General features: G+C 46.0%; 4 protein-coding genes. All 4 read left to right on the forward strand.

The window, feature by feature from the left end:
* The first annotated feature begins 341 nt into the window (after window positions 1-341).
* The 4 genes from ACYX4M_RS13665 to ACYX4M_RS13680 all read left to right on the forward strand — a co-directional run bounded on the left by ACYX4M_RS13665 (window position 342) and on the right by ACYX4M_RS13680 (window position 24,020).
* Complete coding sequence (locus tag ACYX4M_RS13665) at window positions 342-20,063, forward strand: beta strand repeat-containing protein (RefSeq protein ID WP_476080510.1); 19,722 nt, start codon at window positions 342-344, stop codon at window positions 20,061-20,063.
* 213 nt (window positions 20,064-20,276) lie between these two features.
* Complete coding sequence (locus tag ACYX4M_RS13670; protein WP_476080511.1) at window positions 20,277-20,981, forward strand: hypothetical protein; 705 nt, start codon at window positions 20,277-20,279, stop codon at window positions 20,979-20,981.
* A gap of 43 nt (window positions 20,982-21,024) precedes the next feature.
* Window positions 21,025-22,707: a type I secretion system permease/ATPase gene (locus tag ACYX4M_RS13675; RefSeq protein ID WP_476080512.1), complete on the forward strand. Its 1,683-nt coding sequence runs from the start codon at window positions 21,025-21,027 to the stop codon at window positions 22,705-22,707.
* Window positions 22,708-22,709: 2 nt separating this feature from the next.
* Window positions 22,710-24,020, forward strand: coding sequence for an HlyD family type I secretion periplasmic adaptor subunit (locus tag ACYX4M_RS13680; RefSeq protein ID WP_476080513.1), 1,311 nt, complete (start codon window positions 22,710-22,712; stop codon window positions 24,018-24,020).
* The last annotated feature ends 56 nt before the right edge of the window (window positions 24,021-24,076 follow it).

Here is a 24,076-nt window from a genome sequence, read left to right on the forward strand (position 1 = left end):
GGTGCGTGGTGCAGTAGGTATTACGTTTAGTTGTCGCAAGCCCTTCTACGGCGAAAATTGATAGTTGTTTTAGTTACATTCAAAGTAATTAAAAAAAGGCTATCTTCAAGGATGAACATATTTTTTAAGGAAGTAACGCAACGTTGTCCTCATGGCATTGTTGTATTCGAAATATTTCTCAGCTTACTCTTTCTTACTCTTAACTCCCTTCGCGCGCTCACTAATTGTGAGCTGAGCCGTTCAGAAAATCATTTAATCAAAACAAAATTCAAACCTACTCGTTGTTGGTGGTGGGTTACTAATCAAATTACACGTCATTTCAATATTTAAGGACAAAAGTTATGGCAACTCCTATCAGCAACGAACGTTTAGTCAACTCTATTATCAACAACAGTATAGGTGCCAATCATACCGCAGCGTTTGCTGACGGCAGCTATATTACTGTCTGGCATTCAACACGAGATGTCGGAAATTCATATGGTATTTATGCCCAGCGGTTTAACGCAAATGGCACACCAATAGGGCATGAGTTTCAAGTGAATGTTCCGTCTAACTCATATAGTAATCAGCAAAATCCCAAGGTGACTACCCTGGCTGATGGTAGTTTTGTGGTGGCTTGGCATGGCGTTGGTGAGGGGGACGGAGCTGGAATTTTTGCTCGACATTTCAATGCATCCGGTGAGCCTACTACAGCTAACGTACTGATAAATGCAGATACATCTTCTACACAAGATTATCCGGATATCGCAACCTTAGACAACGGCAATATAGTCATAGGATGGCGTAGCGACAGCAGTAATAATGCTGAGCTTGTTTTTCGAGCATTCGATAGCTCACTAACTGCAGTCTCAACAGAACAGGCAATTACCGTACAGGGCGACACAACTAATTATTATTTAGATATAAGTGCCCATGCTGAAGGGTTCGCAGCTACTTGGTATCCAAGTAGCAATAACGGCGTGGTTCGATTCCAGCAATTCAATAATGAATTAAGTGCCGAAGGTCCGACAGTTCAGGTTGGAGTTCAAACTGGTGGGGACCAAGACACCCCCAAAATTGAATATTTTAGCAATGGTGACTTTGTCGTTGTCTGGGAAGAAAATTCTGGCTTTGATGGTTCAGGTGACGGAGTTTACGCACAACTTTTTAATGCTGATGGAACCAACGCATCGGGCGTTTTTCTAGTAAATACCACAACGAGTAGTTCGCAGAACAGGCCCGATGTCGCTGTGCTCGATGACGATACTTTTGTCGTGACTTGGGACGGTCGAACTACCTTAGACGGCAGTTTTGAATCGGGTGTCGTATATCAACAATTTGCGCAAGATGGCACGCCTATTGGTATTGAAACGCTTGCAACCACAGCGTCGAATTCTAATGGAAGCCAATACACCCCCGATATCACTGCACTTTCAAACGGTGAATTTGTTATTACATGGGACTCAGACAGTTTTACCACTGATGATGGTGCACAAGCAGGTATTGTGCAGCGCGTTTTCTCCACGACAAACAACCCTATTGTAGATATCCCTCCAGAAGTTATAGGTATGGTTGAGCAAGTCGTTTTCGATGAAAATGTAGTAAATGCTGCCCCACAAATCATTGATATTGCTGTCGCAGTGGTAGACACAGACACTGCAAACTATGATGGAGGCGAGCTTTCCATTGCTTATGTGGTAGGAGGTAGCAGCGAAGATTCACTTTCGATACGTAACCAGGGGACTGGGTCTTCGCAGATTGGTGTGTCCGGTAATCAGATTACCTATGAAGGAAACGTGATAGGCACTATCGTTGAAGGTGGGGATAGCGGCAGCAACTTAATTGTTAATTTAACTAGCAATGCAAATGTAGAGTCTATAGAAGCGTTGCTGGAAAATGTTCAATACGCTAACAGCTCACAAAGCCCTCAAGCAACGCGTACGATCTCTATTCGACTCGACGATGGTGCAGGCAACACAAGTAGCAATGTTGTAACAGAAATTATCGTTGAACAAACTAATGATTCAATTGCGTCAGTAGGAACAACAGAAAGGATAAACACTTTTACTAACTCAACACAGTCCGGTCCTTCTATCAGCGAGTTCGACGATGGTAGTTTTATCGTTGTTTGGGATAGCTACTCACAAAACGATACCAATAATTACGGAATACATGCCCAGCGCTTTAATGCCAATGGTGAGCCTATTGGCTTAGAACTTCAGATAAACCAGTCCGACTTTTTACCCAGTGACTCAACGCAACAGAATGCTGAGGTCGCCACTTTTTCTGACGGTAGCTTTATGGTCACGTGGGATGGCGCTGGAGAGGTTGGGCAAGACGGTTCAGGTATTTACGGGCGAATCTTCAATTCTGACGGTACCCCTGCCACTGATGATTTCCAAATAAATCAATATACGTCAAGTACGCAATCTGACAGTCAGATTACCCGTCTGTCAAACGGCAATGTCGCGGTAACATGGCAAAGTGCGGGTGCCGATGGTAGTGGATGGTCCATCGTAACAAGAATTTTCGATTCCAACGGAGCTCCCGTTACCGATGAAATTGTCGTAAATAGCACTATTACTGGCACCCAATATGCACCTTCCGTCGATTCGTATGATGGTGGATATATTGTGGGCTGGTACTCAAGTACGCAGACTGGCGGAAGTTCGAGTGATGTCGTTGCTCGTGCGGTAAACAATGATGGCACCTTTGCCAGTGCAGAACTTGATATTACGTTGGGTCAGGCTGGAGATCAGCTCAGCGTCGAAGTGAATGCATCGGCCGATGGAAGCTATGTACTAACGTGGGTCGACCACTCAGGGAACGCTGACGGAAGTGGTTATGGTATTGTCGCTCAAAAATTTGATGCCTCTCATAGTGCACTTACGGCACAAATCGTTATTAATGAAAATAACTTAAGCACTCAATACCGCCCTGATATCGCTCAACTTGGTAACGGCAATTACGTATTTACGTGGAACGATGTGAATTTAGGCAGCATCATGCGCCGCGAGTTTACTTCTGATTTAGTGCCTATAGACAGTGAGTTACGGGTTGAATCAAATATAAATACATCTGTTGATAATCCTGTTGTTATTGGTTCGGGCAACAATTACTTCATCGCTTTTGAACAAAGCGGCACCGGATTCGATAACACCGATATCAGCCTTAATCGTTTTGGCTCTTTTGCCGATGCAACTGGACCAGAGATAACGGGTTTCGCTTCTAGCTATAACTTTGATGAGGCACTGGTCAATGCCGGTCTTGTGCCTTTGGAGCTTGGTGTATCAGTAGCTGATGTGTCAGGTGTAGGCTTTGACGGCGGCACACTCACCGTAGGTTATAATGTTGGGAGTTCTAGCGACGATCAATTGGGGCTATTCAATCAGGGTAATGCTGCAGGACAAGTGGCCGTTTCGGGAAGCTCGGTGTTTTATGAGGGAACTCAAATTGGTACGCTTCTAAGTGATGGGCAAAACGGTAGTCAGCTTGTTATTACCTTTAATGCCAATGCGACAACAGAATCTGTTGAGGGCGTATTGGAAGCAACCAGTTACCGAAACACCTCTAATAGCCCCGAAGGAGCGCGCAGCATTAGCCTGCGGCTTACCGATGCAAATGGTGCATCGAGCGAAAATATTGACTTTACTGTCAATATTAGCGCTGAAATTGACTCGACAGTCACTGCTTTTACCTCCTCTCTAGTCAATACATTCACCAATGGAGCTCAACAGAAGTCGGATGTTGCTGCTTTTGATGATGGCAGTTATGTCGTGGTGTGGCAAAGTGAAGATCAAGAAAATAACAATGGTGTTTATAGTATTCACGGTCAGCGATTTAGTGCCAACGGCAATGCTATAGGTACAGAATTTCTTGTGAGTCAAGAATCAGCCGTAACTGCAGGTCAAACAGATAATGACCCCAAAGTCACCACATTTGCTGATGGTTCGTATGTGGTGGTTTGGCGGGGACATGGGACAAATGATAACGTCGAAATTAAAGCAAGGCTATTCGACGCAAATGGTTTGGCATTAGGTGATGAATTTCAAGTTAATGACTTTGTATCTAGCTCGCAAGAACTTCCTGACGTGGTACGACTGTCTGACGGTAACTTTGCAGTAACGTGGCACTCGGCTGGTGGAGACGGCAGTTCATGGGGCGTTTCATATCGAATATTCCAAAATGACGGAACCGCCGTAACCAACGAATTAGTTGCAAATACTACAGTCACTGGTACTCAGTACTCCCCCAGTATTGATGCGTCATCAACTGGGTTTGCAATTACCTGGTATTCCGATAATCACAATGGCAGTACGTCGAACGAAATTATTGTTCAGCAATTTGCTAACGATGGAACACCGTTAGGCTCAGAAATTGAGGTAACCAGTTTGTCGGCGGGCAATCAGGCCACGCCGAAGGTTTCTTATGCCGCAGATGGCAGCTTCGTTGTGGCATGGGAGGATACGACAAACCTGTCAGATGGCAGTGGTAGTGCAATATTAGCGCAACGTTATGACGCTACGGGCAATGCGCAGGGCCAAACGTTCGTTGTAAATGAAAATCCAGCTTCTGGTCAAAACAGCCCAAGCATTGATCATCTACCAAACGGCAATTTTGTCGTCACTTGGTACTCTGCGTATAGTATCGACGTATTTCGACGTGAATTTTCTTCAGATGGGCAGCCCTTAGATGGCGACCAATTAGTCAATATAGGGCAGCAATCCGGCACGCAAACCCGCCCCAGTGTGGCGTCGCTGGGTAACGGCGATTATGTCATCACTTACCACGATCAAAATAGCGCCGATGGAAATAGTTATGGTGTTTTCCAGTCGTTCTTTGGAAGCCAATCGACAAACCAAAATCCTACGCTTTCAGGTTTTGCCAATGAAGTAACATTTGCTGAAAACGTAGTAAACAATGCACCTCAAATTTTGGATGCAGCGGTGTCGCTACAAGATAGCGACTCGAGCGATTTTGACGGTGGTGTTGTTACCCTTGGGTACATCCAGTTTGGTGGGGAAGAGGATCAATTAGGCGTAAATAATCAAGGTAACGGGCCAAGTCAAATTGGGGTATCGGGTTTAACGATATCCTATAGCGGAACTGTGATTGGTAGTATCGTTAACGATGGCCAAAATGGCACTCAGCTGCGCATAGAATTAAATGCCAATGCAACATCAGAAGCTATCGAAGCGCTAGTTCAAAACTTAACGTATGCCAATGTATCAGAAGCACCAAACGCACAGCGAATCCTGTCTCTTAACGTAGAAGATGGTGATGGAGGCAGTACCGGTAATCAAACTATTATCGTAAATGTTTCACCCGACACCGATGGAACTGATTCTGTATTTGGGCCAGATTTAGTCAATACATTTACAGCCGGGGGCCAATTCACTCCAGATGTCGCGAGTTTTTCGGACGGCAGTTACGTGGTTACCTGGGTTTCGACTAACCAAGATGACAGTAGTTGGGGCGTCTATGCACAGCGTTTTGATACTAATGGACTACCTGTGGGTAATGAGTTCTTAGTCAATACAACAACCACAAACGCTCAATCAGCTCCGGCTGTGACTGTTTTAAGCGATAACTCTTTTGTCATCACTTGGGATGGATATGGTATTTCGGATAGCAGCGGTGTGTTTGCACAGCGTTATGCGTCAGATGGCTCACCTTTAGGCTCAGAGTTTTTGTTGCGAGATGGCTCAGACAACACAGAGTCATTGGTGGACGTGGTCGCGTTGTCAGATGGAAAGTTTGCAACAACTTGGTCTGACAGCGGCGGCGATGCTTCCGGCTGGGGTATATCAGTGCGCATCTTCAATGCTGATGGTACGCCCGCAGGCGCATCATTTACGGCCAACACTACGAGTTCAAATACACAATACAACTCGTCTATTAGCAGCTTTAGCGGTGGCTTTGTTGTCTCTTGGTATTCCTCTACTCAAGCAGGGGGAAACAGTAGCGACATAGTAATGCAGCGTTTTGATAACAATGGCAATGCACTTGGTGGCGAAATAGACTTATTGTTAGATGGATCACAACAAAATAACCAGGTTGCGGCGTTCTCAGATGGCAGTTTTGTCGTTGTGTTTCAAAGCACAGATGGCAGCAATGATGGCGTTTTTGCCCAGCGCTACAATGCAGATGGAACCGTTAACGGCGATCTCATTCAGGTAAATGAAACGCTGACAGGAAATCAAACAGAGCCTAGCGTCGCGACTTTACCTAATGGTAACTTTGTCGTTGGCTGGACGGGTAATGGCGTTGGGGACAATAATGGTGCATTCATTCGAGAGTTCGACGGTAATGGGGTTCCCATTGACGGCGAAGTGCTAGCTAGCAGTACCTCAGTGTCCAGTGTTGATAATATTTCTCTAACTGGCTTGGGATCGTCAAACAACTTTATTGCAGTTTGGGCTGACTCTTCTTTAGAACCCGATGATAGCAGCTGGGGCGTATTTCAAAACATTTTTGGTAACCCCAACGATTTCAACCGTTCTACGCCACCTAGCTTGGATGACCTGACTGATACGCGGCAGATTGTAAATTCAGTAGCATCAACGCCTGTGAGAATTGATGCGGACGTGGATTTTACTCACATTAGCGATGATTTTGACGGCGGTATGTTAGAGGTGTTCTATCTTACCCAAAGCGATGCTGATGACCTGCTTGACATAGAGACAACCGGCACGGGACTTGGTCAAATCTCTGTAAGTGGCAGTGATGTCAGTTTCGAGGGAACAGCGATCGGGCAAATTTCGAGTGGTGAAAATGGCGCAAACGGCAATGGGGTATCTGTCACTTTCAACGCTAACGCAACGTCAATAGCTATTGATGCATTGATAGAGCATTTGACTTATGCCTCTCAAAACAATGTAGAAAATGACGAGACTATCTCGATTCGCGTGACCGACGGCAATGGTGCAGCTACTCAGGGAAATGCCATTTTTATTGATATACGCTCTTCGGTGTCTGCGCCAGACTTTTTAATGGAAGACTTTGACAGGAATGTAACCTTCAACGAGTCGGATGTTGTAGGTCAGCTGGCGTTATTAGACAGCAACATTAACTTTGAATACAAGGGGGCAAATAGCCTAGACGGTGGGTATTTGACGTTGCGTTATATTTCAAACAACGAGACATTCGAAGATACCTTAGGCGTGCTTAACATAGGAACGGGTTATGGCCAAATAAGTGTGAGTGGCTCTACTATTTCGTATGAAGGTACTGTGTTTGCCTCAATTGATTCTTCTGACAATGGAGAAGCGGGCAATGACCTGCGTATTGATTTTACGACTGGCGTTACCGATGAAGCAGTTGAAGCTTTAATTGAAGCACTGGGCTATAGCAGCGATTCAGGCGCTCTTAACACCAGAAGTGTTAGGCTCTATGTATACGACAGTGCTAACAGCACCTCAACGAATATAGATTACAACCTTAATTTTGAGCAGTCTGTAAATGACTTTGACCTTGTTGGTGAGCCGACTCTAATTAACCAAGTGACTGCTGGTAACCAGACTATACCATCTGCCAGCGAGTTATCGGGTGGGGGTTATATCGTTACCTGGACTGGCGAAAACAGTCTTGATGGCAGTTCCAATGGAATATTTGCACAAATCTTTGATGAAAATGGACAAGCAGTTGGTAACCAGTTCGTGGTTAACACGGAAAACTTCGGCAATCAAACCAACGCTGACGTTGCAGGACTCAGTGATGGGTCTTTCGTCGTGGTTTGGGAGAGTGTTACTAGCGAGTCCAACAGCGACATAAATGTTTATGCCCAGCGCTTTACTGCTTCTGGTCAAGCCCTTGGCGACCAATTTATTGTTAATGAAAACCTATCCAGCACGCAAGGGACCCCCGTCGTTACTGCGCTGGCTACCGGCGGCTTCGTCGTAGCGTTCGACACTTACGATAGTGCCACAGGCGATACGAGCGGTATTGGTATTGGTATGCGCTTTTTTGATAATGCTGGTGTTGCCACAACTACTGAATTATTAGCGAACACGTCAATTTCGGGCTCTCAAAGCAATGCCGACTTAGCAGCCTCAGCAAGCGCTGTGGTAGCAACGTGGAAGAGCAACTCAGGTGACGATGTATTTGCGCGAATTTTTAATCCTGCAGATGGAACAGAGCTAGTTTCTGAATTCAAAGTAAATACGTCAGAAGGTAATGTATGGAACCAACCTGCAGTGACTGCGCTTGATGACGGCACTTTTGTACTCGTTTGGGGGCACTATATTGATGAGTTTGCAAAAGATTTTTGGGGGTTCCGCGGTCAACGCATCGATGCAAACGGCAACTTTATCGGCGATGAGTTTATTGTTAACACCAGCGAAACAAGCTGGAATTCTAATGATGGCATTGACATAGCTTCATTGGATAATGGTAATTTCGCCGTTACTTGGGGGGCAAATGCGGGCGTGTACGTCCAAGAATTTGAAGCTACAGGTACTACCCCTACAAAAGTGGATGGGCCAGTTTTAGCTGGCTCGGGGCCGAGTACAGACCACCAATCTACAATTGTGAGTGTTGGAAATCAGAGCGCTGCAGTTATTTGGTCTGGATATAATCTTACATCACCTGCTAATAGCACCTATGAAATAGGTCAACAGCTAGTTGGCATTGCTAGTGATTTCAGTAGTAGCGATGGCCCAGAGATTGAAAATATTCCAGCGGAAATCACGATTACTGAAAGTGCCAATACTGAGTTTATTTTCAGCAATGTTGATGTTCTTGATAGTAATTCGGCAGATTTTGATGGAGGCCTTTTAACAGTCGATATTGTGGGTGGGTATCGGGATATCGTAAATACAAATCAAGAGTTTGCTGATGATAACTTTACTATCGATAATCAAGGTGTCGGACAGGGTCAGATTGGGGTTTCAGGAAGTACGGTGAGCTATGCGGGCTCCGCAATAGGCACCATTACACAAAATGGGCAAGCGGGGAATGGTTTACACATCGCTTTAAATGCAAATGCAACATTAGAAGCTGTAAACGCGTTAATGCAGTCAATCGGTTACTCAAACCTTTCTACCTCTCCACAGGCCAGTCGAGAAGTCGCGTTGCGTTTGACCGACGGTGATGGAGGTTCTAGCGCAAATCAGGTTGTTACGCTAAACATCACGGAAGTAGCGAACGGTTCCTCACCACAGACTAGCGACATACAGGCAAACAGTTTTGAGTTGGGCAACCAAACCACACCAGCATTAGCTGAAATGGCAAGTGGCGGGTTTGTAATGGTCTGGACGTCTGATGCCAATCAAGACGGAAATGGCCAAGGTATCTTCGCTCAGAGATACAGTGATAATGGTGCGCCCATTGGCAATGAAATCGCTATCAATACCAGCACGTTAAGTTCACAGTCATTGCCATCAGTAGCGGCTAACGGCAATGGGTTTGTGGTAGCATGGTCAGACACTGGCGGTGTTGATGGCAGCGGTTACGGTATCGTTGCGCAGCGATTTGATGAATTTGGTGAACCAGTTGGTGGTGAATTTGTAATTAACGAAACCACAAGTTCCACTCAAAACGACCCGCAAATTATCCAGCTTAGCAGCGGTGGATTCGCAGCAGTTTGGGAAGGTAATGGTGTCGGCGACAGCAGCGGGGTATTTGGCCGCTTATTTAATGAAGATGGTACACCGTTAAGCGCAGAGTTCTTAATCAATGAATCTACGAGTGGGTCACAGTTTGATCCTTCGATCACAGAATTGGCTAGCGGGCAACTTGCTGTCACATACGAAAGTAGTAATCAAATAACCATTCGTTTAGTTAATGCAGACGGAACCACACTAGCGCCAGAAATTATTATTGACCGCCCCGTAACGACAGAGCGGGAGCCAGATATCACGGCTCTGTCTAATGGAAACTTTGTAGTTTCTTATACGGTCAATAATGACGGCAATGGTTCAGGTGTATTTGCACAGCTGTTTGATTCAAGTGGCAATATAATTGGCGATGAAATTCGGGTGAACGAAGGGACGTTGGGCAGTCAATCTCAATCTAAAGTAGATGCGCTGGCTACAGGTGGATTTGTTGTAAGTTACTATTCAAGTGCCTCACCTGATGGCATTTTTACCCAGGAATTTGATGCTGCCGGAAACGCTATTGACGGTAACAATCAGGTCAACATTAATAACGTCAGCACCGATTGGCAGCCTGCTGTGTTGGGCTTGTCCAGCGGTGGCTACATTACTGCTTGGAGCGGTTATAACGTTGAAGTTGGGGTAAACAATTCCTATGGAGTATTCTGGCGAGGGTTTGGCAGTGACGGTCAATTTTCTGATGGCTCGGGTCAAATTGAAATTGCTGGTTTGCCTAACGAAATCATCTTGACCGAGTCTGATACCCCTGAAGCATTTATTTCTAGTGCTGATTTATTCGGCGCTGAATCTAATGACTTTAACGGTGGTAGCCTAACCGTTACTGTGATTACTGGTTATGGTGCACAAGGTCAATTTGTCAGTGCTAATGAACAGGATAATTTTTCTGTATTAAGTTCCGGGAACGGTTTAGGAGAGATCAGTGTATCTGGAAGTACTATTTCTTTTGAAGGTACCGCTTTCGCCAGCATTACCAAAGATGGCGCTAACGGTAGTGAACTTCATATTGATTTTAATGCCAATGCAAATCAAGCTAGCATAAACGCTCTACTTCAAGCATTAAGCTACCTCAACTCTTCAGATGGCCCTACGCTTCAACGAACCATATCTCTGCGCTTAACCGATGGCGAAGGCAACAGCACATCAAATAATGCGATTAACTTTGTCGTTGAACCCGTTGCCGATGGCGCGTCGCCCCAGGGAGACGAAATTCAGGTCAATACTTTCCAAGAAAACAACCAGCAGTATTCAGAAGTGACAGAATTGGAAGATGGCTCGCTAGTGGTAGTTTGGCAATCGCAGAATCAGGATGGTTGGGGTAGTGGTATTGTGGGGCAGCGCTTTGATGCCAATGGCTCACCAATAGGTAACGAGTTTATTGTTAATCAATACACCCCACAAGAACAGACTTACCCAAGTGTAACGGCAGTGGCTGGTGGGTTTGTGGTTGCCTGGCAAGGTCGTGGGGAAGACGATAGCTCGGGTATATTTGGTCGCCTATTCGACTTAAATGGCGTGCAGCAAAGCGACGACTTTATTATCAACGATACTTTGTCTAGCACCCAGTCACAGGTGCGCTTGACATCAATGGCTAGCGGTGGGTTTGCTGCCATTTTCAGCGGCAACGGTGTAGGCGACAACAGCGGTACCTTTTTAACCACGTTTGACGCTAATGGAAACCGCGTTATAAACGAAACTCTTGCCAACGCCATAACCTCCGGTACTCAGAGTGAGCCGGATATTACTGAGTTAGCCAACGGAAAGCTGGTCGTTACCTATCGAACAGGCTCTGACATAGAAGCTCAAATTTTTAACAACGATGGTAGTACATTCTCAGGTGCAATTACAGTGGCCGATACCAGTGATAGCGAGTACCAGCCGAAAGTGGCAGCACTAGACAATGGTGGTTTTGTTGTGACTTATACTGACAACAACGATACCAGTAACGCTGGCGTTTTTGCTCAGCTATTCGATGCAAACGGTCAAGCTGTCGGAGAATTGCTGCGCGTAAACGAGCAGACAAGTGGCGCACAGTACCAGCCCGATGTTACCGCATTAGTCGGAGGTGGTTTTGCTGTAAGCTACTTAGATTCAAACAATCCGGACAGTATTTTTGTTCAGCAGTTCGACAATGGTGGCAATATTGTTGACGGTCCAAAACGCGCAGAGACTAACAATGTTAACGGAAACTATGAACCTAGCATAACTGCACTGAGTAACGGTGGATTCGCAGTCACCTGGACGAGCTATAACACCGAACCGGATCAAGCAAACAGCTATGGCATTCTTATGCGCATGTTTGGCAGTGATGGCCAGTTTGAAACGAGTCAAGCGCCTGTCGTTGAAATTGCATCTAACTCCATTGAGTTTAGTGAATCCAGTCTTAACTTTGCTCCCCAGCTGTTGTTTATCGGTGCCGGTGTCGCAGATATCGATACGACCGATTTTACAGGTGGACAACTAGAGATTGCACGTATTTCCTCTTATGGACAAGGTGACCAGCTTGGACGTCAGCCTTTCTTCCCCCAAGACAACTTAGGGATTCAAAATCAAGGCTCTGGTGCAAACGAAATTGCTGTGTCTGGCAGCGACGTTTTGTATGAAGGCACGGTGATTGGTACCTTAGACTCTAGCGGAACCAACGACACTGCTCTCGTGGTTACGTTTAATGCTAATGCGAGTGCACAGGCCATAGAGTCCCTGCTCGAAGCTGTCACTTACAGAAATATCTCGGATGCTCCAGAATCGACTCGTACCTATAGCGTACGCTTAACTGATGGCGCAGGCGGTTCAAGTATAGCGCAGTCTATTGTCGTTAATATTTCTCAAAACTTGGATGGCAATTTACCGACGCTACAACCAGAGAGAGCCGTAAACACAGATACTTCTGGATACCAATCAGCATCGCAGACATCAGCACTGTATGACAGCAACGGAGAACTTGATGGCTATATTGTCTCTTGGCAAGACAGTGAAAGCGGCGATGTATATTTCCAAACTTATGACAACGAAAACAATCCAGTTGGTTCTAATCAAATAGCGAATACAACACTCACTAGTACGCAAAACGATATTACCGTGCAATCATTAAATAATGGTACTTTCGTAATGACATGGACCTCTTCTGACTCTTCGCAAGATGGTTCAGGGTCTTCAGTCATTGGGCGTATGTTTAATAATGACGGTACGCCATTTAATCAGGCTCCGCACAATGGTGCTGAGTTTGTTGTGAATACAGAAGCTTCGAGCACCCAAAGTCATTCACAAATCGCAGTTTTACCAAATGGTGAGTTTGCTGTTGTTTGGCAGACATTTGATTCGGATACTGGTGATAATAGCGGGTGGGGTGTTGCGATGCAGCGCTTCGATGCCACAGGTCAAGCATTAGACGGCGAATTGCTGGTGAACACTTCGGTTTCGAGTAATCAGGACACTGCCGATATTAGTGCCCTAGCGAGCTCGACAGGGTTACCTGAAGGTGGCTATGTCGTATCGTGGCAAAGCCCAGATGCTAGCAGTACCGGTATCTTCGCTCAGGTATTCGACGCCAACGGCAATACAGTTGGTAGCGAATTCCAAGTCAATACATCGGTAAGCGGAAGCCAGACGCAAAGCGCAGTTGCTGGGCTGGCCAACGGAGACTTTGTTATTACTTGGACTGATAATACGGCCGACCTATATCACTCGGGCGTTTACGCACAACGCTTTACGTTTAACGCCGCAGGCGAATCCGTTGCAGTAGGCGAAGAGTTTAGGGTCAATCAAGACTATCTATATTCTCAATATGACCCAAGCATTGTCGCGCTTGCTGGTGGTGGTTTTGCCATTGCCTTTACTGGCAATGACGGTAGTGGCGACGGCGTGTTTGTGCAAGAGTTTGACCAAGGTGGGCGCCTTATAGACCTTCCACAGTTGATAAATCAAAATACTAGTAGCACACAGTATGAGCCAAGCCTGGCAGCATTAAGCGATGGCGGGTTTATCGCGTCATGGACATCGTGGATGGGGAACGCTGATGGCTATGATGTCATCATGCAGCGTTTCGGTAATCAGGTACCTCAAACCACGGATTTTGTTGTTCAAGGAAGCGAAGACGAGAGTATTGTTATCGACGCAAACGAGTTTTTAAATGCATTTGTTGACCCTGAAGGGGAGCTACTTCAAGAAGTTGCGTTTATCACACTTCCCATCAGCGGTGTTCTTGCACTCAATGGTGTGGCTATAGCGCCAGGACAGACTTTTGATATAAATGCGCTTCAAGCTGGTGTATTAACTTATCTTGGCGATCAAGATTTTAATGGACTAGATAGCTTTACTTGGGCGGGCAGTGATGGGGCAAACTTTGCTGAGCCCGCTACAACAAATATTACTGTATTACCTGTAAATGACGCACCAGGGATGAGCGTAGGTGCCGACGATACGGGAACTGAGTCGTATGGAGTTGGTTTTAGTCACACAATAAACTTCACCGATCCTGATGGTGATACACTTCTGGTAAACGTGGACTGGGGAGACGGTGAGTCCTCTCAATATACAACGAATTCAGGCACGCTTAATACCGGCCATCGTTATCTTGACGATGGAGTTTACACCGTTACGGTTACGGTAGACGACCAATCAGGTACAGCCGAAGCAATAGAGACACAAACGTATCAAGCAACTATCAGCAATGTTGCCCCATCAATAGGTCTGTTCGGAAACAATGATGTCGAACAAGACCAGGTATATACTCTAAGGTTAGGCAATCCGAGCGACCCTGGCGATGACACAGTGACAGACTTCATCGTCGATTGGGGAGATGGCACCGTTGAAACCTTTAACAGCCCTGGTGATGTTACCCATGTCTATGCCACTCCCGGCGATTACGAAATCTCTATAGACCTTGTCGACGAAGATGGCACATACGAAGGTGTTTCAACAAAAGACGTGCAAGTCAGTGTACCTGCCGAAGTTTTGGATGTTCAGGCAATCTCTGATGCAACTGCAAATGAGGGCGCTACTTTCGTTCAGGCTATTTCGTTTACTGACCCAACAGATCAGAATAGTAATGGCTGGACCTACTCCATCGATTGGGGAGACGGTAGTGTTCAGAATGACGTTTCCATATTCAGTCGAGACTTTAACATTGCTCATAATTTTGCCGATGACGGCGTTTATGATGTCACTGTTACCGTATCTGACGATGTGAACGGACAAACAGATACAGAAACGTTTACTGTGACTGTGGGCGATGTAGCACCTACCCTTAATCTTCATGGTGGAGGTTCAGTTAACGAAGGGGCTGTATATAGCCTTACCGCTAGTGTGTTTGAGCCAGGTGATGATCCCATTCAGGAGTTCGTTATTGATTGGGGTGACGGTACAGTTGAAACCATCGATGGTGATGAATTTGGTACGCAGACTCATGTCTACAGTGACGGCCCTTTCGGCTTTAATATTTCGGTCGATGTCGTCAATGATGACGGTACTTTTGAAAATGCGGGGACACAATTTGTCAATGTTCTTAACGTGGCGCCGTCTTCTATTATCACAGGCCCGACTTCCGTTGATGAGGGCAGCGAGGTGACCTACACCTTCGGTGATATCGTCGACCCTGGTGATGATGCTATTTCCGATACTGTAATCGATTGGGGCGATGGCACAACCACAGCCTATACTGGGGCTGGAGAGTACGCTCATACATTTGCAGATGGAAATGCTACACGCAGTATTAGACTCCTAGTCACAGACGAAGATGCTGATCCTCATGTCGCAGCCACGCTTATCGTAGATGTCGAAGATATAGAGCCATCTATCACTATAAGTGGCGCAAGTGAGACAAATGAAGGCAGTGTATACACGCTTACACTAGCAGACTTGGTAGAGCCCGGTGATGACCCGGTTTCCGAATACCTTATTGACTGGGGTGATGGTACTGCTGTGCAGTCAGTTACCGAGCTAGGTGATGTGACCCACACCTTTGCGGACGGCAACAGCAGCGCCACTATCAGTGTGCAGATCGTGAATGATGAAGGCACGTTTGACGCAGGCACTATTGATGTCACCATTAACAACGTAGCGCCAACGTTGGCATTAACAGGTGCGTTGACCAGTATTCAAAACACCGCGTATACCTTGAACCTAGGGGCAATAATCGACCCAGGCGATGACACCATTATTGGAAATGGCATTACCGTGAACTGGGGTGATGGCACAACAGAAACCTACAGCAGTGTGGGCGATGTATCGCATACCTATACCACAGTGGGTGACTTTACTATCAGCGTTAGTTTGGAAGATGAAGACGGTACCTTTAGCAATGTCGCAACACAGGCGGTCAGCGTAAGTGCGCCAGCGGATACGATTGATGTAGCTTCACAGGCCAATGCTGTAATTGATGAAGGTGATACCTTTACTCGCACTATTAACTTCACTGACGGTGAGGACAATGGAGCCGCAGGCTACACCGTAGATATCGACTGGGATAATGACGGTAACGTTGATGAGAGCTTTGCTACAACGTCGACCAGCTTTGATGTATCGACGGTGTTTGCCGATGGCGCATCTGTGCAAACCGTGTCAATTACGGTGACCGATGATGCAGGTGAGTCTGATACCGAGGCCTTCGATATCGCAGTAAATAACGTAGCACCTGTGAGCAGTATAAGCGGACCTATCGAAGTCAATGAAGGCACTGAAGCGACTTACACCTTTAGCGACATCCTTGACCCTGGCGATGACACGGTGACCAGTGCGGTTATCGAGTGGGGCGATGGCACGACCACAGCCTACACAGGAGCGGGTGATTACAGCCATACCTATGCTGATGGCGATAACTCGCCAGTTATTAGCTTAATAGTAACCGATGAAGACGGCACCCACACAGCAGCAAGCCTTGGCGTTGCAGTGAACGACGTCGCCCCATCCATCACCGTCAGTGGCGCTAGTGAGACAGACGAGGGCAGTGTGTACACCCTCACATTAGCTGACTTGGTAGAGCCCGGTGATGACCCGGTTTCCGAATACCTTATTGACTGGGGTGATGGTACTCCTGTGCAGTCAGTTACCGAGCTAGGTGATGTGACCCACACCTTCGCAGACGGTAATAGCAGTGCCACTATCAGTGTGCAAATCGTGAATGACGAAGGCACGTTTGATGGTGGGACCGTCGATGTCACGATCAACAACGTAGCGCCAACGTTAGCATTAACAGGCGCGTTGACCAGTATTCAAAACACCGCGTATACCCTGAACCTAGGGGCAATAATCGACCCGGGCGATGACACTATTGTTGGAAATGGCATTACCGTAAACTGGGGTGATGGCACAACAGAAACCTACAGCAGTGTGGGCGATGTGTCGCACACCTATACCACAGTGGGTGACTTTACTATCAGCGTTAGTTTGGAAGATGAAGACGGTGTGTTTAGCGATGTCGCTACGCAGGCAGTGAGTGTGAGTGCGCCAGCGGATACCGTGGATGTAGCTTCACAGGCAGATGCTGTAATTGATGAAGGTGATACCTTTACTCGCACTATTAACTTCACTGACGGTGAGGACAATGGAGCTGCAGGCTATACCGTAGATATTGACTGGGATAATGACGGTAACGTTGATGAGAGCTTTGCTACAACGTCGAACAGCTTTGATGTGTCGACGGTGTTTGCCGATGGCGCATCTGAGCAAACCGTGTCAATTACGGTGACCGATGAGGAAGGTGAATCTGATACCGAGGTCTTTGATGTCACAGTAAATAATGTAGCACCTGTGAGTAGTATAAGCGGACCTATCGAGGTCAATGAAGGCACCGAAGCGACTTACACATTTGGCGACATCCTTGACCCTGGCGATGACACGGTGACCAATGCGGTTATAGAGTGGGGCGATGGCACGACCACAGCCTACACAGGAGCAGGTGATTACAGCCATACCTTTGCTGATGGTGATAGCTTGCCAGTTATTAGCTTAATAGTGACAGATGAAGACGGCACTTACACGGCAGCAAGCCTTGGCGTTGCAGTGAATGACGTAGCCCCATCTATCACGGTAAGTGGCGCCAGTGAGACAGACGAAGGCAGTGTGTACACCCTCACGTTAGCTGACTTGGTGGAGCCCGGTGATGATCCGGTTTCCGAATACCTTATTGACTGGGGTGATGGTTCAGCGGTTCAGTCGGTAGCTGATTTAGGTGATGTTACCCACACCTTCGCAGACGGTAATAGCAGTGCCACTATCAGTGTGCAGATCGTCAATGACGAAGGCACGTTTGACGCAGGCACGATTGATGTCACGATCAACAATGTAGCGCCAACTACGTCAGTTGCATCGGACGCAAGCGTCGATGCTAATGCACCGTTTACGATCAACTTTGGCGAGGTTGTGGAGCCGGGTGACGATACCATTTCAAACGCCGTTATCAACTGGGGAGATGGAACAACTTCTGTTTACACCGGAGCAGGGGATTACGTTCATAGCTATGACGGAGCAATTACTAATCCGACTATAGAGCTCCTTATTACTGATGAAGATGGAGAGTTTGTTGCTGCCAGCACCACGATTACGGTAAACGAAGAAATCAGCGAACCTACGGCAACGGGCTCTATTCAGGAATTTACCCTTCGAGACCAAGAAGTGCAGCTTGATTTGCAAATATCCAGTGATGAGCCTGTCTTAGAAGTGATAGTAGATTGGGGAGATGGCACGTCTGAAAGCTTTAACGATCCAAATGCTTTGTTACACGAGTACGGTGACCTTGGTCTATACGAAGTTAGTGTTCAGCTTGTCACTGCGTCTGGCACGTATGATGTGGGCGTTGTAGATGATGTAGACGTAGGAACCCGCATTGGTGATGCGTCACTATTCTTTAATTTCTTTGACCCCTATGCTTGGCAGAATAGTTGGACCGACGAAGGAATCACACTAGCACATAAAGCAAATACCGCCGACTTAAATGAAGCATGGTCAGCAATGTCTTTCGTTGGTTGGGACTCATGGCGTATTGAGGGGCAAGATGTTGCTTTCGGACATTTAGGTGTATCTGGTCGCACATCACAAACGGGCTCCTTCTTCCAGCAGTTAGACGGTACCGAGGGAATCCGATTCGATATCGATACGTCAGCGATGAGTGGCGAGATTATGTTTACTGATTTGTATACTAATGAATCCGGCAATCTTGATGAGCAAGCCAGAGTTCAGTTCTTTGATGAAAGCGGTAATCTGGTTGATGAATATTTGGTTAACGGTAGCGCTAGTGGCGAGGTTTCAATGAGCTTCACTACTCAAAATGCATTTGACTACTTTGTGATCACTGCAGGTGCTTATGATGTCAACGGACAGTTTGTCTACGGAAGTTATGCTGACGACAATGGCGTTGCAGCGTCAGGAGAGGCTAATACAGGCAGTGAATTACTTATTGATGCTATTCAAGTTGGTTTCCGTGGTAGCGATAATGTTGTAAATGTAGCTGAAGAGTTTTTAGAAGTAACGCCAGACGCTACGATGTCTATTCTGCCTATACCAGAGTTAATTAGCCCAGCTGATGAATTGGACAATAGTTCAACGGCAACGCCGTTGCCAAATGTGGTAACCACTCCTGATCAAACTGAAAATGAAGTTAAGTCGATATTGCCTACCCCAGTTCGGTTGGTTGGGGCATCTGTAATGGCATTAGATGTTGCAGCTGCAACCGACGATAACGACAACACGCAGGAGGTGGCACTAGCAGCTCATGGTAAAGACGTGATGTCAACATTACCTGTAGTATCAGACCCTGTTGAGTCAGATGAAAATGACAGCGAAAAAATTTCACCTGATACCAACGAACAGTTGGCGGGTACAGGCGATGTTGGTTCTGATTCGGCCATGGCAGTTGAGGGTAAGAAAGGTATCGTTTCAACACTGCCGGTGGTGGGAGAGCCCATCGAGTCGGATGAGGAACCAGACGAAAGCGTATCTGTAGGCTTAGGTGAAACGGCTTCGGACGGTGAAGTCCCACTACTCGAATCAGTAGGGAAAGTCATTCAAATTGATGACGATATTATGTTTACACTGCCTGTAATAACATACCCGATTGAGTCTGAAGATGAGCAAGATGAGCAAGATGAGAGCCTATCAGCAGTATCGAGCGAGTTGATAATGGCGGGTGAGGATTTGCAAACTCAACCTGCAGTAAAATCTATTGAGGATAAAGGAGGAATTGTTTCGACATTGCCTGTAGTACCTGACGCGATAGATGCCCAAGAAACACCTACCGAGAGCAGTTTATCTTTAACAAGTGAGGTTGAGGGCAATGTTGAATTTGATTTCGCCCAACTATCAACGAACAGCGGTGGTATGAGCAAAGCGATGACGCTGAATTACGCTTTACAGAGAGGCGAGCAGTCGGCTGCACTTACTACTAGCGATGAAAAACAGGCATTGATCGCTGAACTAGCGTTAGAGTTCGATGATAGTGAAAGTCAGTTTACGCAATATGACGATTACTTAATTCGATAGGGTGTCTGATTTTTATACATATGTTGGGTGGTGACACCCAACTTGATTTTTAGCTTATTGAATTTTAAATAAAAATTTAGTGGCTTAATAATTGCTAAAATAGAAGCTACAAGGTAGTAAGGTCACGCGGTTGCAAACAAGCAGTAACGTTTTGTATGAAGACTTATAGTTGGTTAGTTAGATAGCAAATTACACCGAGATTAAGGAAGATATATGAAACATTCGTTATCTAAGTATGGATCAATATTGTCCGTACTGGCATGCATACTAAGTTTAAGTTCTGCAAGTGTTAGCGCTGCGTTAATAGTAAATAACGAGCCTTTAGTTCCAACAGTTGGTGGCGCTACATCTTTTATCGATAATACATTCTCATTAACTAATCCTCCTTCCCTTTTAGAGGACTTTTCTCTAACACAGATGACCACTATTAACAAAATTAGTTTTTGGTCTTTCGACCTTCCATCTTTAACTGGGAGTGAATACATTTCGCTGCGCTTATATCGAGATGAACCTGGGTTCGATCACAATTCACCATTGTTTAGTGCAACAGGCGCTTCGGGTACTGGTGGAACTTTTTCTAAAACGGGAGTTGGCGATGGTTTATTGTTTCGTCACGAAATCGAACTGGTCAACTTTACTTTAGGACCCGGCGATTACTTTCTTAATGTTGGAGCAGATCCCTTTCTCAACAATGAACTTGCTTTTGGATGGGCTTATGCATCAATGCCATCGGTTTTTGGCGAGTATAGCTGGTCATTAAACCCTTTCGCTCCATCGGGAGCTGCCAACTATTCTCAGTCGGGTGTTGATTTTGCATTCCAAATAGAGGGCGAGCCAGTCGTTCAAGCTAATGCACCTTCAGCGCTGTCAATTCTGTCATTAGGTTTGATATTGATGCTTGTTCGAAGAAAAGTGTAAACCGCTAAATCTAAGCACGCCTTGAACATTACGGACAGTGACTATGAAGAATGGCAATGGATTGATGCCTGTGAATAAAGCGTTGGCTAACATTAAGTCAGCGCTCCTCTATGTTTTTCTGTTTAGTTTAGCCATTAACCTGTTGATGCTGGTCTCCCCCCTGTACATGCTGCAGGTCTATGATCGAGTATTGGTTTCAGGCAGTCATGCCACTCTACTTTTCCTGACTATTTTTGCTTTGGTTGCACTGATTGTGTTGGCCACGTTAGATATTGTTCGCGGGATCTTACTCGCTCGTTTAGGTAATGCCTTCGATAAAACAGTGAGCGGTTACTTGTTTAAAAAAATTATTGAACAGGGAGGGCATAGCCAGCCACTACGTGATGTAGACACCGTGCGCAGTTTTCTTTCATCACCGGCACTCACCGCAATAATGGACGCACCGTTTACACCGCTTTATCTAGCGTTAATCTACATTCTGCATCCAATGTTAGGGCATATTGCGCTGGCAGGCGCGATTGTACTTTTTAGCCTGGCGCTTTTAGGCGAGAAAATGACCCGCGTCGCGCAAAAAGACAGTCAAAATGCATCTAGCCAAGCTCACCGCTATACGGATGTGTGCGGAAAAAACCGGAATGCAGTTTATGCAATGGGGATGAGCAGCCATATTCTTGCTAAATGGAATATTCCACATTTAAAAAGCTTGAGTTTTGGAGGCCTTGCCAATTCCCGTAGTAGCGGCATTTCGGCAATATCGAAAGGCCTGAGATTTGCGCTTCAAGTAGGCATTTTAGGAATGGGGGCATTCCTTGTGATAGAGCAAGAATCTTCACCTGGTGTGATGATTGCAGCCTCAATTGTAATGGGAAGAGGGCTAGCACCTATTGAAGCATCAATAAGTGGGTGGCGCTTAGTCGTTGCCGCCCGTGACGCGAGGGAACGATTATTAGAATATCAAGGTAGTTTACCTCCCTTGACTGAACCGCTGGCGTTGCCAGAGCCAAAAGGCAAGTTAACCGTTCAAAACGCTATCTTTCAGTTTCCGAACAGTGAAAAGCCACTGATAAGAGATGTAAGTTTAACCATAAATCCGGGTGAGGTAATTGGAATAACAGGGCCCAATGCAGCGGGTAAAAGTACCTTAGGTAAATTGCTTTTAGGGCTTTATGAGCCTACCCATGGTGATATTCGCCTTGATGGCGCGACATACGCTCAGTGGGACAGAAAATTACTAGGGCCTCACATTGGTTACTTACCGCAAAGTGTGGAGCTTTTTCCTGGAACAATCGCGGAGAACATCAGCCGTTTTACCGATGCAGATCCAAATGAAATCATGCAGGCAGCGCAGCTTGCTGGAGTACATGAAATGATCCTTGGCTTGGATAATGGCTATAACTTTGCTGCGGATAACTTTGATGACGCTTTGTCTGGTGGGCAAAGGCAGAGAATAGCGCTAGCGCGGGCAGTTTTTGGGTTGCCAAAGCTCATTCTACTTGATGAACCCACGTCTTCTTTAGACGCTGAGGCAGAACGTACCGTCGCTGCTGCGATAAAATCTCTGAAAGAAAATGGTGCCACAGTTCTAGTGATAGGGCATCGCCCAGCTCTCATGAACTTAACGGATAAGTTATTAGTCATGCAAAACGGTGCACTCGCTGCTTTTGGCCCCACCAATGAAATTATGGCTAAACTCGTCAGGCCTGCTGTTCAAAAAACAGGTACCTAAAAATGAATATAGCTAACGACGATTTACCTAAAATAAAGACATCACTGAAGGGGCCCATTGTGTCTGGCGTAACTATCTTACTGGTATTTCTTGTAGGAGCGACGGCTTGGGCGTCTTCTGCGAAACTCGCCAGTGCTATTATCGCAGTAGGCCAACTGAAAGTAGACTCCAACCGTAAACAAATTCAACACCTTGACGGAGGAATTGTTAACGAAATAATAGTTTCTGACGGACAGAGAGTGAAAAAGGGCGATACATTGGTAATTTTAGATCCCGTTCAAGCCAAGTCTTCATTAGGAATTGTCGCGGGGGCACTGTTCACAGCAGAGTTGAAACGTAGTCGTTTACAAGCCGAGAGGGACAATACTGACCAGCCTGATTTTACGCGATTTTTGCATAGAGAGCATGAAGATAAAAATAGCCTTATTGACGCTCAGCAATCTTTATTTTCGATTCGGCGTTCTGTGCAGGTATCCCAGCAAGAAATTCTGCATCAACAAATTGAAAACCTCAAATCACAAATATCGGGGTTTGAAAGTCAACAAACCTCTACTCAAACCCAAATTAGGATAAGTAAAGACGAACTGGTAAATCTTAGAAACCTTAAAGCTAGAGGGTTAGTCGGAAATGAGCGTCTGCTTGAGCTAGAAAGGAATTTGGCCCAACTTGAGGGAAGGGCTGGCGAACTTGTGTCGTCTATTGCCAGTGCGAAAGCGAGTATTGATGAAAAGCGCTTAGAGCTTATCCGAGTGAGGCGTAGTTTCCATGAGCAGGTGCTGGCTGAACTGCAAGATGTTGAGTCAGAGATTATTGATTTACAAGAGCGTGCTAATGCTGCAACACACCACCTGCAACAAATGGTCGTTAAAGCCCCGGTTGATGGATTAATTGTTGGTTTAAATGTGCATACCCAAGGAGGAGTGGTAGTCCCAGGGCAACTGCTTATGGAGATTGTTCCAGACAATGACGCGCTTATTGTTGAAGGGCAAGTATTACCTACGGATGTAGATGACTTACTGGTGGGGCAGAGTGCAAGAGTCAAACTCTCTGGTCTTCAGCAAAGGACGACACCTGAACTGACAGGAAAGCTACAATATGTCTCAGCCGACAGTATGTTAGACGAGCGTTCGGGTATGACTTATTTCATAATTCGAGTAAGTATAGCAGCTGAAGAGCTAGCGAAACTTCCTTCAGATGGTCTTATTCCAGGGATGCCAGCTGAAGTGTTTGTACAAACCGGTGAACGCACCGCTCTAGAATATTTACTTCAACCACTTTCGGACACTATTGACCGGGCATGGCGAGAAAAATAACACCCCATATAGACACGTTTTTCTTAGCGCTTAACGTCACTTAATAAATAAAGCGA

The sequence above is a fragment of the Alteromonas sp. ABV4_150 genome, from assembly GCF_056311745.1.